A 14323-nucleotide genomic window follows, 5' to 3' on the forward strand; every position below is an offset into this window, starting at 1 on the left:
CAGGCAAAAACTGTCACTAATTCACTGCGCGTGCCTGGCCCTGCCAGTAACGCTTACGCAGTTCGGTTTTAAGCACTTTGCCCACCGGACTGCGTGGCAGATCATCAATAAAATCGATGCTTTTGGGGGCTTTAACGCTGCCGAGTTTATCCTTGGCAAGAGCAATCAGTTCCTGCCCGGAAATTAGCGCACCGGGTTTGAGTTGAATCACGCCCTTAACGGCCTCACCCCACTTTTCATCCGGCACTCCGATCACGGCACAGTCCTGCACAGCCGGATGATGGGTGAGCACCTGTTCGATTTCGTTGGGGAAGACATTAAAACCGCCGGAAATAATCATGTCTTTCTTGCGATCCACAATGGTGATGTAGCCATCCTCACTCATCACTCCGATGTCTCCGGTGTGGTGCCATCCAAATTCCCTGGCTTCGGCTGTGGCCTCGGGGTTTTGATAATAGCCGGGTGTCACCAGGTTTCCCTGCACGCAGATTTCGCCGGCCTCACCGCGAGGAACTTCAATGCCTTCGTCATTCAATATGGCGACTCGATTGAACACACAAGGGCGGCCAATGCTGTGCAGCCGCGACTCATTGATGGAACCGTCGGGATTGAGATAATCCCAGGGCGCCTTGGCGGTAATGGATGCCGGTGCCTCCGTCTGCCCAAAGGCTTCGGTCATGACCGGACCAAACACCTGCAGCGCTTCTTTCAGTTTTTGCAAAGACGTGGGGGCCGCACCGATAAAGATATGATGCAATGAGGAATAGTCGAATTCCCCCACGTTTGGCAGCGCCAGCATCATATAGAGCACCGTTGGTGGAATAAAAAAGTGGGTAATGCCGTAGCACTCGATCGCCTGGAGAATACCCTCGGGATCCGGGGCCGCCATCATGTAGTTGGTGCCACCACGAGCGAAATGGGCCATCCCCAGTATTCCCGCCGAGTGAGTCATCGGTGCCACCACCAAATGACGACTGTTGTCGTGGTAGTTAAAATGCGCCCAATAGTTGGCAAACATGGTTTCGAGATTTTTGTGGGCAATCATGACCCCTTTGGGTTTGCCCGTGGTGCCGCCGGTTGGAAACAGGGCGACAATGTCGTCCGGGTTTTCCGCTGTCATCTCAAAGCGATGTTGGTAGTCAGCCGTCCACTGTCTGAGATCAGAACCCGTTCCGCTGTCGCTATCCAGGCAAACAATCTCCCGAATACCCGGCACCTGTTGCGCGATGGAGACGGCCTCAGACTCGAAGCTGCTGTGATAGAACAGCAACTCACCACCAAAACGGTCCAGCAACTCGATATTATTATCGAGAGCGTTGCGCGGATTGATCGGCAACCAGGTGCATTCCGCGCGAAACAGTCCAAGCAGCGCCAGAAATGCCAGATTGGAGTTGGGCGCTAACACGCCCACCTTACTGTTTTTGCCAAACCCACGCCCGCGAATCGCGGACGCTATGTGGTGAGACTCAGTGTTCGCCTGAGCGTAGGTAATCTCCGAGCCAGGCTCAACAAACGCCAGGTTCTCGGGGTATAGTGCTACCCCCTGGTCAAAGAAATCGATAATACGCATGGCTTACTGAACCTCAACGTCCACCGGCAAGAAGGACTTCAGCGCACCCAACAGGTAATGGTGGCCAGCCGCCTGACAGGGTGAGGCAAAGCCGACTTTATCCGGTCCGGCGTGAATCAGTTTGTGGGCCATGGCCGCCTGGAACACACCGGTTTGTAGATAGCCGGGGCCGCTGCGAATCACACAGCGACGGGTACCCGCTGTTCCGCGCCCCAGTGCAAAATCGACACAGCGATGCTTAAGCATGTTTTCCCGTGGCGGCATGCCAGGCTGCATTTGATCCGCAATAGCACTCAATGCCTCCAGTTGCTCTTCCTTGGGCAGCTGCTTGAGGTTTTGTTCATAATGCGTCTGCAATTCGAGAATCTTTTCAAACATGGGGCGATTGTCGAATGCCGTCAGCTGGCGCAGATTTTTCACGCGGTAATCGTCCTGAAACCACGCCGGCAGGCTGCCGCCACCCCAGGGATGCGCCAATTGGGTCATCATTCGGCCGGGCACCTGCATCTCGAATCCACGAGCCTTTTGCCAGGGTACCAGCTGGTCATCTTGTAAATAGAAATGCTCACTCTGCAGCATATCAAAGATGGTTTGGGTCGAGCCGTAGGTGGGTACACCGGCCGCCAGCAGTCCCACATCCAGGCTATCGATGCCGCCCTCTTCCAGCACGATCTGGGCGGCGATTTCCGAGGTAACGTACATATAAGCGGTACTGGGTACCAGTGCCAGACCCGCCGCCTCATAGGCTTCACCGAACTTCTCTTTGGCGGCCAGCATATAAGCCTGTTCACCGGTGGTGTCGATATAGTGCACTCCGGCTTTCAATGCAGCTTCGATTGCGGTTTCGCCAAATTGTGAAAACGGCCCCACGGTATTGCACACGACCTTGGCACCACTGAACAGTTCGGCCAGCGCGTCGACATCGTGAGCCACTTCCTTCACTTCGTATTGGGCGGTTTCAATGCCGGGTACTTGAGCCATGGCTTCCTCAACCCGAGCCTGGTTACGGCCGGCGGCAATAAAGGGGATGTCGTATTCGCGCAGGTATTCAGCGACCAGTCGGCCAGTGTATCCGCTGGCGCCATAGATAATTGCAGGTTGCTTGCTCATTATTTTCTTCCTCTTTCGGTTGTCTCTTTGCAGGCTCTCGGAGTTCAGTGATTGGCTTTGTACCAGTGGCTCAGCCAGCTGCCACCTTTAAGCGACAGCACCGTGTTCTCGCCGTCTTCGACCAGGGCAGCACGCGCATCGCGCAGCAGCTTTTCCAGGGGGTATTCGCGGGTCAGGCCGTTGCCACCAAACAACTGCATGGCGTCGTTACAGACTTCGAAGCAGCTTTGGGTAACAAACGTCTTGCTGGTCAGGGAAGCCAACAGATGCGGACCCTTGGGGCCGTAGTTGTAATCAAACACCCGCTGACTCATTGCCCGGCTGCTTTCCACTTTGCGCCACAGATCGAACAGACGCAGGCGCACGCTTTGATGCTCGATCAATAACCCGCCGCCCTGTTTGCGCTCGTGCACGTAATCCAGTGCATGTTCAAACGCCGCCCGGGCAACACCGGTAAAGGTGGCGGCCATTTCCATATTGGCGAAGGTCAAAGCGCCGTAGAAACTGGGGTAGGCCAGCTCTTTGTCCGCAATCACATAATCCAGCGGAATGCGCACTTCATCGAAGTAGATTTCGCCCTGGGGCAATGCACGCTGGCCAATCTTGTCAAGCGCCTTGCCTTTGGAAACACCGGGCAAGTCGAAAGGCACCAGTGCCACTAAACTGTTTAGGCCGCCGTCTTCACGATAGATACCATTGCCATCGTAATCACAGGGGCAATTGAGGAGGCCACATTCTGCGATGGGAGCGCCGCTGACCCAGGCCGAGCTCTGGCCGTTGACAATGAGTTCGTTGCCTTCCACCCGAGCGTGCAGGTTGGGTTTATTGTGCCGACTGCCGACGACGGCCTCGCTCTTGTCGTAGTCAACCATGTCGCTGCCACGGTCTGGCTGGGTACCAATCCAGCAGCCTCTCAGGTGACCAAAGCGTTCAATCAACTCGGGGTTACCGGTGTTGTAGGCGGCAAAAGCAGGAAAAGCGCCCGCCAGCGCGCAGATGGTCAGACCGGAATCGCCCCAACCCAACTCTTCAAAAATAATGGGAACCAGGCGAGCTTTTTGCGCGTTGTCCATGGCGGCGATCGCCTCCAGATCAATTAATCCGGAGTCACGCAGCTGTTGCAGAAAACTCCACAGCGGAGATTCCGGAGCCGCCACTTGCTCGGGTGTCATTTTGTCCAGTTGCTCACCGATGGGTCGCATCACATCACGGGCAAAACGGTGGGCCACGTCCTGGATCGCCAGCTCCTCTTCGCTGAGGTTAACGGCCAGGCCGGTGAGCCCAAGATTGGGCATGGGAATCTGTTCAACGGTAAACATAAAGGCTCTCCCCTTCATCAGTGCATGAGAAGAGATTACCGCTGCCCCCAGGGGATGAATTCACTAGAAAGAACCAATTTGAGACTCACCCGAACGGGTGAGAAACGATTGGGTCAGTCGAAAATGGACAGTTCCTGCAGACGTCTGACCGCCTGAGTGCGGCGGCTGACGCCGAGCTTGGCGTAGGCGGACTGGAGATGGGTTTTGACCGTGTTGATAGAAACGTGCAACCGATCGGATATTTCTTTGTTGGAACAACCGGTCACCAGCAACTCCAGGGTTGCCAACTCACGCTTGGTCAGGGATTCGACCATCAGGCCATCGACTGGAATTTTGTCCGGGGCCGATAACCCTTGAGAGGATTGTGGTTTAAAAGCCTTGTCTTGCTCGAGAATACGTTGAATTTGTCGTTGCCAAAGCAAATGTTGTTCTTCACCCGTGGTCTGCTGCAGCTCTGTAAGCAAGGCCTGCAGCTCCTGCAACACAACGTCGCCCTCTTCCCGAAATAACTGGATGACACTGTTTTCGGTATCCAGCGCCAATGCCTGGGTCAATGCTTCATGAGCCGATGGTTGTTGACCCTGCAATGCGTAGCCCTTGGCCAGCAGTATCAGAACCTCCATCGCCCTAATATTGCGCCCATGTTCCAGAAACTGCGTCAGCAAGGCTTTCAGTAAGACGGCGGCGCGGTTGATATCTCGCTCTGCAATCGCCAGACGCGCTTCAGTCATGGCTTCCCACTCGTCCCCCTGACGAGTCAGGATCTGGTGGGCGCGGGGTTTGGGTGCCTGCGTTTGCTTCCACTGCCGGTAAAACGTTTGCGCCTGTTGTATTTCTCCAAGCGCGAGATATGAACGCACCCGCTCATGCATGACACAAGCCAGTAGTCGTTGCCAGCCTCTCTGCTCACCGACCTGCTGGGCTTCCTGTAAATAGGTGAGAGCTTCGTCAGTTCGCCGCAGATACAGCAGCATGCGTACGCTGGTGCGCAATACCACCACCATCAGGTCAGGGCTGGCATTATGGCGCTGGGCATCCAAGCCGTGTTCAAACAGGGGTTCGGCGACGCTGAGATCCCCCTGATAGTAGCGCATCACGGCCAACAGAGGTTCCATCAGCATAACCACTCGCGAATGTGTGCCAACCAGCGCTGTCAGGCGCTTGATTTCGCCGCTGAGATGAGTGTCAGCCTTAAGAAGATGTGCGCGGGTAAAGCTCAATAGCGCCGATAAACAGGCCGCATAGGCTTGCGAATAGGCCAGGTCGGCGTCCGCATCGTAATCGCGCATCCAACCAATTTCCGCTTCCGCCTCGGGATATTCAAGCGCGTTGAAATGTTGATAGGCTTTAATGGTTTTGAGCGTGGCCTTTATGTATACGCGTGATTCGGGCGCACGTGGCAACCAAACATCAATCAGTTTTCGCGCCGCCGTGTAGTCATCGGTAATAAAGTGCAGCATCACCTCAATGGTATAAACCTCAACAAGACGCTCTTGGGGAAGCTCTTCCTCTGAGCGATGCAAACGCGCCAGTAACTGTCGGGCTTCTGCCAGTTGATTGTTGAGGGAGTTGAGCCAGGCCATTTGAATCCAGATTTCACGACTCTGTTCCGTCAGTTCCGGCGGTAAACGTTTGAACAGGCTGAACATCAATGAGAAATGACCACAGGCCGTCAGGTGTATACCGTAATCCTCCAGCAGCTCCAGCGCACGACTGGCTTCACCGGCACTGAGCGCATGTTGAATGGCATCGCCGCCCAGCCCTTCGGTTTCGAACCAGTGGCTGGCACGCCGATGCAGGTCCGCCAGGTCTTGGCGATAGCGCCGCTGCAACAGTCTCAGGCAGTAGCCTCGGAACAGCGGATGCAGACGATACCAGCCATTTTCTCCCCCCAGGCGCTGCAACAGATAGCGCGCCTCGCACAAAGCCTGCAGTTGTTCTCCCGTATCAGCCTCGCCGGTGATTGCCTGGCAAAGCGGTGCGCATAAACGCTCTACAATGGATGACCGTATCAGCAGCCGCGCCTGTGGCTCCGGCATTTGACTGATAACCTCCTCGGCAAAAAAGTCGGTCACTGAATCCTGGTGCCCGAGGGACGCGGTCAGGAACTCCTGGGGATCACTGACGCTTTTGACAGAGAGTGTCGCCAGCTGCATAACCGCCGCCCAGCCCTCAGTACTGCCGTGCAACAGGTCAATGTCACTGTCCGACAGTTGCAGAGCATTGGTGTCCCGGATAAGAGCCCCGGCTTCCTCCCGATCAAATCGCAAGTCGTCCCGATCCAGGCTGACCAACCGGTTGTTGGCTCGTAGTTTCGCTAGGGCAAACGGCAGCGGATTTCGCGAACCGATCACCAGAGTGAAATGGGGCGGCATGTGCTTGAGTAAGAAAGCCAGTGTATTGTGGATGGATTCCTGCTCAATCACATGATAGTCATCCAGAAACAGCACCATGGGGCGCTCTGATCGCGCCATGGCCTGCAACACGGCTGAAATAAAGTGTTTTCCCTGTCTATCTCCCTCCAGACTCAGGCAATCTTCCGCCAGGCTTTGAGCAATATCCGGATGCAGTGTGTGGAAAGCTGCAGCGGCATAGTAGTAAAACTGTGCCTCTTCGTTGTCGTCCTCGTCCAGCGTCAGCCAGCTGACCGCTTGACCCGCCTCTTGCAACTGCCGATGGCATTGGGCCAATAGAGTGGACTTGCCATAGCCCGCGGGAGCCGATACCGCCAACAATGCTCCCCCCAGCTGCGCTCCCTCCACCAGCCTTTGCTGCAGACGGACACGCTCCAGGGTGCCAGCGGACAGCGTTGGCGGTATCAAACGGGTGGTAATCAACGGTACAGGCGAGATGAACGGCATGAAGTGTGTGTCAGGTCCCTGTTCAACAGATCAATCACTAATCCGGACTATAGACAAGGTACCCTTGCCCAGCCTCACCCAAAAGTATGACCCAAATCTCTGAACTCTGCGCGAAATCCCCCTCGGCAACAAGTTTTCTTTATATTTCAATCAGTTACAAATCAAAGCAGGAGCCGGTGTGTACGCTGGGAAATCGATGCCGGGCGCGACTAAAATATCGTAATAACGGGTGAGGTGATGGCCAGCGGGAATCGATAGCCTAATCAAACGATGAGCTAACGATACAGCCAGCCAATAACAAGCCTTACAGGAGAGACCCATGCAACGTTCACTACTCTGTGTTGCGATTGCCACAGCCGCCTTTTCACCCATCAGCCATGCGTTGGACGACGGACTAATGCTGGAAGAGGTGATTGTCACCGCTCAAAAACGCGCCGAAAGCATCCAGGATGTACCTCTGTCAGTTACTGCCATGAGCGGCGAAAAGATCGAAAAGTCTGGCATTTCTGATCTGTCTGAGCTGTCGGCCTATGTACCCAATCTGAATATCGCCGAGGGCACTGTTAGCACCAATATCTATATGCGCGGTATGGGCTCCGGCATTAACCGGGCCTTTGAGCAGTCCGTGGGGATGTTTATCGACGGCATTTACATGGGGCGCGGCCGTCAGTTTCGCTCACCCTTTCTCGATCTGGAACGGGCGGAAGTGCTTCGCGGCCCCCAGGGCATTCTGTTCGGCAAGAACACCATTGCCGGCACACTCAACCTGACCACCGCCAAGCCCGAAGTGGGGGAAGTGCTCAATGGCCAGGTAAGCCTCGAATACGAACCCGAATACAACACTCAAGTCATCAGTGGTTACGTTACTGGCAGCCTTAATGATGAATTTGCCCTGCGCCTGGCAATTAAGGACAGCCGCTCCGATGGCTATATCGAAAACACACGGGTGGACCGCGATGGGCCTGAGACGGAAGAACAGATTGCTCGCCTCACTTTTACCTGGGAGCCCAGTGACGAGCTGAAGTTTACCGGCAAACTGGAAAGAGATGAATTTGAAAGCCTGGGCACCAGTGTTCAGGTCACTCATTTTGACCCGCTGGATCCACTGGCGGGCTTTATGGCCAGTGTTATCCCCACTCTCGACCCCAACTTTGAGACCCGCGCGGATCACCGTAAATCCAGCGACGACGAGCTGGCAGACGATTCCCGTTGGACACAGGTGGACAACGCGGTGGTTACCATTGAATACGCTCTGGGCGAGCACACTCTGACATTGGTCAGCGGTTATTCCGCCTATGAGTCTTCTGATCGTCAGGAAGTGGATTTTGGTCCTGTGCCCTTCCTGGCCACCAATGATGATCACGACTACACCCAGTGGAGCCAGGAAATTCGCCTGACTTCTCCTGGCGGTGAGACTTTTGACTATATCACCGGCATCTATTGGCAGGGCAGCGACTTCCAGGCCGACTTTTGGTCTGATGTGGATATCGCCACCATCAATCCGGTTCTGCAGGCGGTTTACGGTAGCACCGGCGCTGTGGACCCCACTCAAGCGGTTGGCCCCGGTAATCCCAGCCTGAGCGATGTCGGGCTGGCACCCACACCCTTCTCGCGGGATACCGCGTTCGAGCAGGATGTGGAGACACTGTCGGCATTCTTTCAGGGTACCTGGTCGATCACCGAAAATGTGCGTTTGATTGGCGGTGTTCGCTATACCCATGAAACCAAAGAAGCCACTCGCCGCTCTGCCATTACCCGGTTTCAGGATTTGAATACTCCCGCCGGCATGCAGGAAGTGGTCATGGCCACGGCCCTGAAGGTCAATGTGACCCTGCCGCAATTCGAAGGTAAACGCACCGAGAAACAATTCACCCCCTCGCTCAAGCTGCAGTGGGATGTAAACGAGGACGTAATGGTCTATGCCTCGGCTGAAAAAGGTTTCAAGGGAGGCGGCTTTAACGCCAATCCGGACGCCACGCTGGAAAATCAGGAGTTTGAAGAAGAGAGTGCGCTGGGACTGGAAGTGGGTCTGAAATCGACGCTGCTGGACGGCCGGGCCCAGCTCAATGCCGCCCTGTTCCGTACCAACTACGAAGACCTGCAAGTCACCACCTGGAATGGTTTTGGGTTTGAAGTGGGTAATGCGGCGGAGTCCGTCACCCAGGGTGTCGAACTGGACGGTATGATCCGTCTCACCGAGGGCCTGACGCTGGGCGGCGCCATCGCCTATCTGGATGCCTATTACGAGAACTTTGACACCGCACCCTGCCCGGCGACCACGATTGCAGCCGGTACCTCCGTGTGTGATTTGTCGGACCAACCCACCACCTATGCCCCCGAGTGGTCCGGCAGCCTCTACGCTGACTACTTCACGCCCCTGGGCGACAAGCTGGAGTTGCGGGCTGGTCTGGATATCAACTACTCCAGCGAATTCTATTATGACTCGGATCTGGACCAGCACACCCGCCAGGACAGCTTTTACAAGCTCAATGCCCGTCTGGCCATCGCCGATATTGATGATCGCTGGGAGGTCGCCTTGGTGGGCAAAAACCTGAACGATGAGAGCACGATATCCTACGGCCTGGACATGCCATTGGTGGCCGGCGGTATTGTGGGATATGTGGAAGCCCCGAGAGAAATTTCAATTCAGCTCAAGGCCTCATTTTAATCTCAACCACCAAAACTCTGACCGGCACCAAGGTATACCCACTCGCACCACTTTGGTGCCGGCTCGATAATTTGCACCATCGTTCAAGCTCGCAGGTTACGGAGCGGTAAGAAAAAAGCTGACTAGTTCGCTGGAATTTTTGACGGAAAATTTAAGCAAGTGAATTACGGCCATAATCGACTTTTTCGATCACAAAAATATGCATAAATGATCAAGCGAAAATAAACGAAAAAAAATCTTTGGCATTTTGAAAATCGGATGTTAGCTTCTGCCTGACGTTGGTAGAGGACAGATGGATGAAGCAGTCCGAAGGTAAATTGGTCACTCAGGGTTTGGATGAGACCGACAGCTTCAATTGTCATTATCGGCAATGGTTGCCCGACAATTGTCCGAATGCGCTAATGCTGATTGTCCACGGAATGGGAGAACATTGCGCCCGCTATCAACACGTCGCTAAATATTTTGTCGAACGTGGCTTTGGCGTTTACGCGCTCGATCACAAAGGCCATGGCAAGTCCGAAGGCCGCCCCGGTCATATCGACCGCTTTTCAAATTATTCCGCCGGTGTGAATTCGCTGCTGCAAAAAATCAAGGCGGAATATCCAGAGCTGCCTCGCTTTTTGGTCGGACACAGTATGGGCGGATTGATCAGCGCCGACTTCCTGCTGCAACAACAGGATGAATTTGTCGGCTGTGTTCTCTCCGGCCCGGCGATGAAAGCCGTGGACGAACCTCCGGCATGGCTGTTAGCGATTAATCGATTGATCTCCCGTATTTTTCCAACGCTGGGAATGATGCAGCTGGATGCCAATGGCGTCAGTCGCGACCCGGCGGTGGTCCAGGCCTATCTCGATGATCCCTTGGTATATAAGGGCAAAATGTCGTCGCGCCTGGTACACGAACTGCTCAGCACCATGACCAGCCTGATGAATCAGGCTGCCAAAATACGTTTGCCCGTGCTGGTGCTTCACGGCGAAAGCGATACTCTCACCTCTGTGGATGGCTCCAGGCAATTTCACCAGAGTATCAGCTCAACAGACAAAGATTTGCGCATCTATCCCGGCCTGTATCACGAGATTTTTAACGAGCCGGAGCAGGAGCAGGTTCTCAATGATATGGCAACTTGGTTGAGGCAACGCCTCCCCCAATAAGTCTCAAAATAACTGGAAGCGTCGAAACAATTGGAAACCTCAAAACCATAAGAACAACGACGAGGCGTGGCACCTGGGGGAAAACTTCCAGGATGAAATTGCTGTAGTCTTTTCATCATCTTCGCCCAGTAGAATGCCGGGCTTTTGCCACTATTGACCCATACTCTGGCCGCCAAAGACTGCTAGTATTCAAGTAAGATCTCGCACCCTGGAGGCTGGCCCAATAATTGCTCACTGATGGCGTTATTAAATTGATTGGTGGCGTTACTTAGCTGACTGATAGCCAAATGCTCTGACTATGCTGTTTAGATATGCAGAAACACCTCACCACAGAATTCAAAAATTTTTGCTTTACTATCTCTGAGGGTTCAAACCATGAACGTACATGCTGATGTTATTAAAGGAATAGAACGCCAACCGGATGGCCCACACATTGGCGCCTTTTTCGATTTTGATGGAACCGTTATCGCCGGCTTCTCCGTCAAGGTGTTTTTGCAGGAACAATTGCGCCGTGGCGACCTGGGTCCGCGTGAGTTTGCGGAACTGATGGCCACATTTACCAACTTCTCGATGGGACGCCTGGGTTTCTCCGGTTTGATGGTGGCCAGCGCCCAGATCATGAAAGGCGTACCGGAGCAACAGTACATCGATTTTGGTGAAGAACTGTACGAAAAACACATCTCCCGTATGATTTACCCGGAATCCCGCGCGTTGATCGAAGCACACCTGCGCAAGGGGCACACGGTTGCACTGATTTCCTCCGCCACTCGTTATCAGGTGGAGGCCGCCGCTCAGGATCTCGGCTTTGACCACATTCTTTATACCGAGCTGGAAGTTGAGGATGGCGTTTTCACCGGTAACGTCATTCGTCCGACCTGCTACGGTGAAGGCAAGCTGACTGCCGCCCAAAAGCTGGCCAAAGAGGAAGGCATCGACCTGGATCAAAGCTTCTTTTATACCGACAGCCATGAAGACCTGCCTTTACTTGAAGGTGTGGGTCACCCACAGGTGCTTAACCCCAACAGCAAACTGGTGACCATAGCAGAGCGCCGCGGTTGGCCGATTCGCCGATTCGGCAGTCGTGGACGGCCCAAAGTGACTGATTATCTGCGCACGGCCGCAGCCACCTGGAGCCTCGTGCCCAGCTTCGCCGCCGGCCTTCCGATTCGTTATCTGACTGGCTCAAAGCGCGAATCCCTGAATTATTCCATGGCGCTGTTTGGCGATACCGCCGCCGCGCTGATTGGTATGCATGTGGAAGCCCGCGGAGAGGAACACCTGTGGTCCCAGCGCCCGGCGGTCTTTATCTTTAATCACCAGAGCCAGGCCGACGCCGTCATTATTGCGAAACTTCTGCGACGGGATTTCGCATCAGTGGGTAAGAAAGAAATCAAAGACGATAACTATATTATCGGCAAGATCTTTGAGTACGGCGGCACCGTGCTGATTGATCGCAAGAATGCACCCAGCGCCATTGAAGCCATGCAACCGCTGGTGGATACCCTGCAGAATGAGGGCCGATCCGTGGTGCTCTCACCGGAAGGAACGCGGACCATCGGCCCCAAACTGGCGCCGTTTAAAAAGGGTGCTTTCCACCTTGCGATCCAGGCAGGGGTACCCATTGTACCCATCGTGATTCACAACGCCGGCGACGTGCAGCCCAAGGGGGATTGGGTATTCCGCTCCGGCACAGTGGAAGTGGACGTACTGCCGCCGGTGGATACATCCAAATGGACCGTGGAAAACATCGATCAGCATGTGACAGACGTACGCAATATGTTCCTGGAAACCCTGGGACAGACCGAGGAGGAAACTGTCGATGCCTAACCATCAGCTTTCCGCCCAGGATGCCCAATTTCTGTTTTTGGAGACGGATAACAATCTGGGTTATGTCACCGGCATACAGGTTTTCGAGCCCACCAGAGGCAAGGCCAAGGCCAACTCTTTGGAAACATTCCTGGAACATGTTCAATCACGGCTGAATGTCTCTCCCATCTTTACCCAGCGTTTACAGAAAGTCCCCTTTGAGCTGGACTTTCCCTACTGGGTGACGGACGAATACTTTGACCTGAAATCCCATGTCTCGTCTATTTCACTGCCCAAGTCCGCCACCTGGTCGGACTTTCGCGAGATCGTGGGTCGCTTTCACAGCCGCCCGCTGAATATGCAACGCCCATTGTGGGAAATGCTGCTGATTGAAGGCGTAGGTCACATAGAAGGCTTTGCCGCCGGCAGCTTTGCCGTTGCGTCCAAATTCCATCACTGCGCCATTGATGGGACCTCCGGCGTCCGCGTGATGGCAGCCTTAACGGATATCGACGCCAAGGGAACTCCGGTATTCCCTGTACCGGAAAAGCCACCTGCGCCAATCAAGCCACTGTCCTGGAAGCAGATGATGAGCAACGCGGCGCGCAGCAACATCAGCTCGCCGGTGAAGCTGGCCAGCTCATTGCTGAGTGCCTACCCGATGGTGGTGCCCGCGCTGCGACGTGCCATTGCCGGTGGTGACGAGGAACATAGCTCGGAAGTGGCGGAAACACGCTTTAACGCCAACACCTCGCCGCACAAGGTTTTCGACGGTACGGCATTCGATCTGGCGGACTTTAAAAAGATTCGCACCCTGATCGAAGGCTCAACCATTAACGATGTGGTGCTGGCGATTTGCAGCGGCGGTTTGCGCAACTATCTCAAGCATCATAAGGAACTGCCCAAAGAGTCCCTGGCCGCCTGTGCTCCCATCAATGTTCGCGCTAAGACCGGAAAACAAAAAAACGCGAATGAGGTCAGCGGCAACAACATCACCGCTATGAACATTTCGCTCTTCACGCAGGAAAGCGACCCCGTCATACGCCTGGCGCGCATTCATCGCCTCGCCTCGGAGTCGAAAGCCGGAAAGGCCGGACTCTCGGCCCGACTGATGACGGATATCTCCAAGCACATCCCCGGTTTTACCTTGTCTATGGCGACCCGCATGCTGGTCCGCTCCGGCAATGTCAGCAAAATGGTCAACACTTTTATCTCCAATGTGCCCGGCCCACAGATGCCCGTGTATCTGAACGGCGCCAAGTGTACCCACAACTATGGCATGGCACCTCTCGCTGATGGCATGGGCCTGTTTATCGCCACGCCCAGCTATAACGGCAAAATGTATTTCTCAATAACTTCCACCAAAGAGATTCTGCCTGACATCGGTTTCTTTATTACCTGTCTGCAGGAGGCATTCAACGAATTGCTGAGTTTTGCGGAAAAGGCGGCTTCTCAAGAAAAGCCCAAAGCCAAAGCAGCGGCCAAGAAGGCGCCTGCGGCCAAAAAGACGGTGGCGAAAAAAACCACCCGTAGAACAGCCACCAAAACCACGGCAAAAGCGGTGAAAGACAGCGCTGCTCCGACCAAGAAGAAAGCACCAGCTCGCAAACCGACTGCCGGCAAAAAGAAACCCGAAACTGCAAAAGAAGAGGCGCCGCTCAAGCCCAAAGCCGATACCGAGCAAACCGCTGTGGAGACCGCTGCTGCTCAGACGCCCGAACCGGCTCAAGCTGAAGCCAACTCCAGGCCTGAAACCAACGCCGTTACCAACGAAGCAGCCGCCCCTGCCGAAGAAAAGGCCACCCCATAGGGTGGCCGCGGCAGAACATTTAACGCAA

General features: G+C 54.7%; 8 protein-coding genes. 4 read left to right on the plus strand and 4 right to left on the minus strand.

What is annotated here, in order from left to right; genetic code table 11:
* Window positions 1-16: 16 nt before the first annotated feature.
* The 4 genes from HBA55_RS18820 to HBA55_RS18835 form a co-directional block, all read right to left on the minus strand.
* Entirely contained in the window at window positions 17-1570 is a 1554-nt protein-coding gene (locus tag HBA55_RS18820) for a class I adenylate-forming enzyme family protein (protein WP_166994622.1), read from the minus strand.
* 3 nt (window positions 1571-1573) lie between these two features.
* Entirely contained in the window at window positions 1574-2680 is a 1107-nt protein-coding gene (locus tag HBA55_RS18825) for a saccharopine dehydrogenase family protein (protein ID WP_166994623.1), read from the minus strand.
* Between the two features lie 44 nt (window positions 2681-2724).
* On the minus strand, window positions 2725-3999 hold the full coding sequence (locus tag HBA55_RS18830) for an acyl-CoA dehydrogenase family protein (protein WP_166994625.1): 1275 nt from the start codon (window positions 3997-3999) through the stop codon (window positions 2725-2727).
* Between the two features lie 113 nt (window positions 4000-4112).
* Window positions 4113-6860, minus strand: a complete 2748-nt coding sequence (locus HBA55_RS18835) for a winged helix-turn-helix domain-containing protein (protein ID WP_166994627.1) — start codon at window positions 6858-6860, stop codon at window positions 4113-4115.
* A 319-nt stretch (window positions 6861-7179) separates the two neighbouring features.
* On the opposite strand from HBA55_RS18835, the gene HBA55_RS18840 reads away from it, so the two are divergent.
* The 4 genes from HBA55_RS18840 (at window position 7180) to HBA55_RS18855 (ending at window position 14295) form a co-directional block, all read left to right on the plus strand.
* Window positions 7180-9528 (plus strand): TonB-dependent receptor, encoded by a 2349-nt coding sequence (locus tag HBA55_RS18840; protein ID WP_166994628.1) that lies wholly within the window; start codon window positions 7180-7182, stop codon window positions 9526-9528.
* Window positions 9529-9824: 296 nt separating this feature from the next.
* The gene (locus tag HBA55_RS18845) at window positions 9825-10679 is read left to right on the plus strand and encodes an alpha/beta hydrolase (protein WP_166994630.1); all 855 of its coding nucleotides are present in this window, start codon (window positions 9825-9827) and stop codon (window positions 10677-10679) included.
* A 375-nt stretch (window positions 10680-11054) separates the two neighbouring features.
* Window positions 11055-12506, plus strand: a complete 1452-nt coding sequence (locus tag HBA55_RS18850) for an HAD-IB family hydrolase (RefSeq protein WP_166994632.1) — start codon at window positions 11055-11057, stop codon at window positions 12504-12506.
* Window positions 12499-14295, plus strand: a complete 1797-nt coding sequence (locus HBA55_RS18855) for a WS/DGAT/MGAT family O-acyltransferase (protein WP_166994634.1) — start codon at window positions 12499-12501, stop codon at window positions 14293-14295. The genes HBA55_RS18850 and HBA55_RS18855 overlap by 8 nt, the downstream gene beginning before the upstream one ends.
* The last annotated feature ends 28 nt before the right edge of the window (window positions 14296-14323 follow it).

The sequence above is a fragment of the Pseudomaricurvus alkylphenolicus genome (assembly GCF_011683955.1).
GTDB lineage: Bacteria > Pseudomonadota > Gammaproteobacteria > Pseudomonadales > Cellvibrionaceae > Pseudomaricurvus > Pseudomaricurvus alkylphenolicus.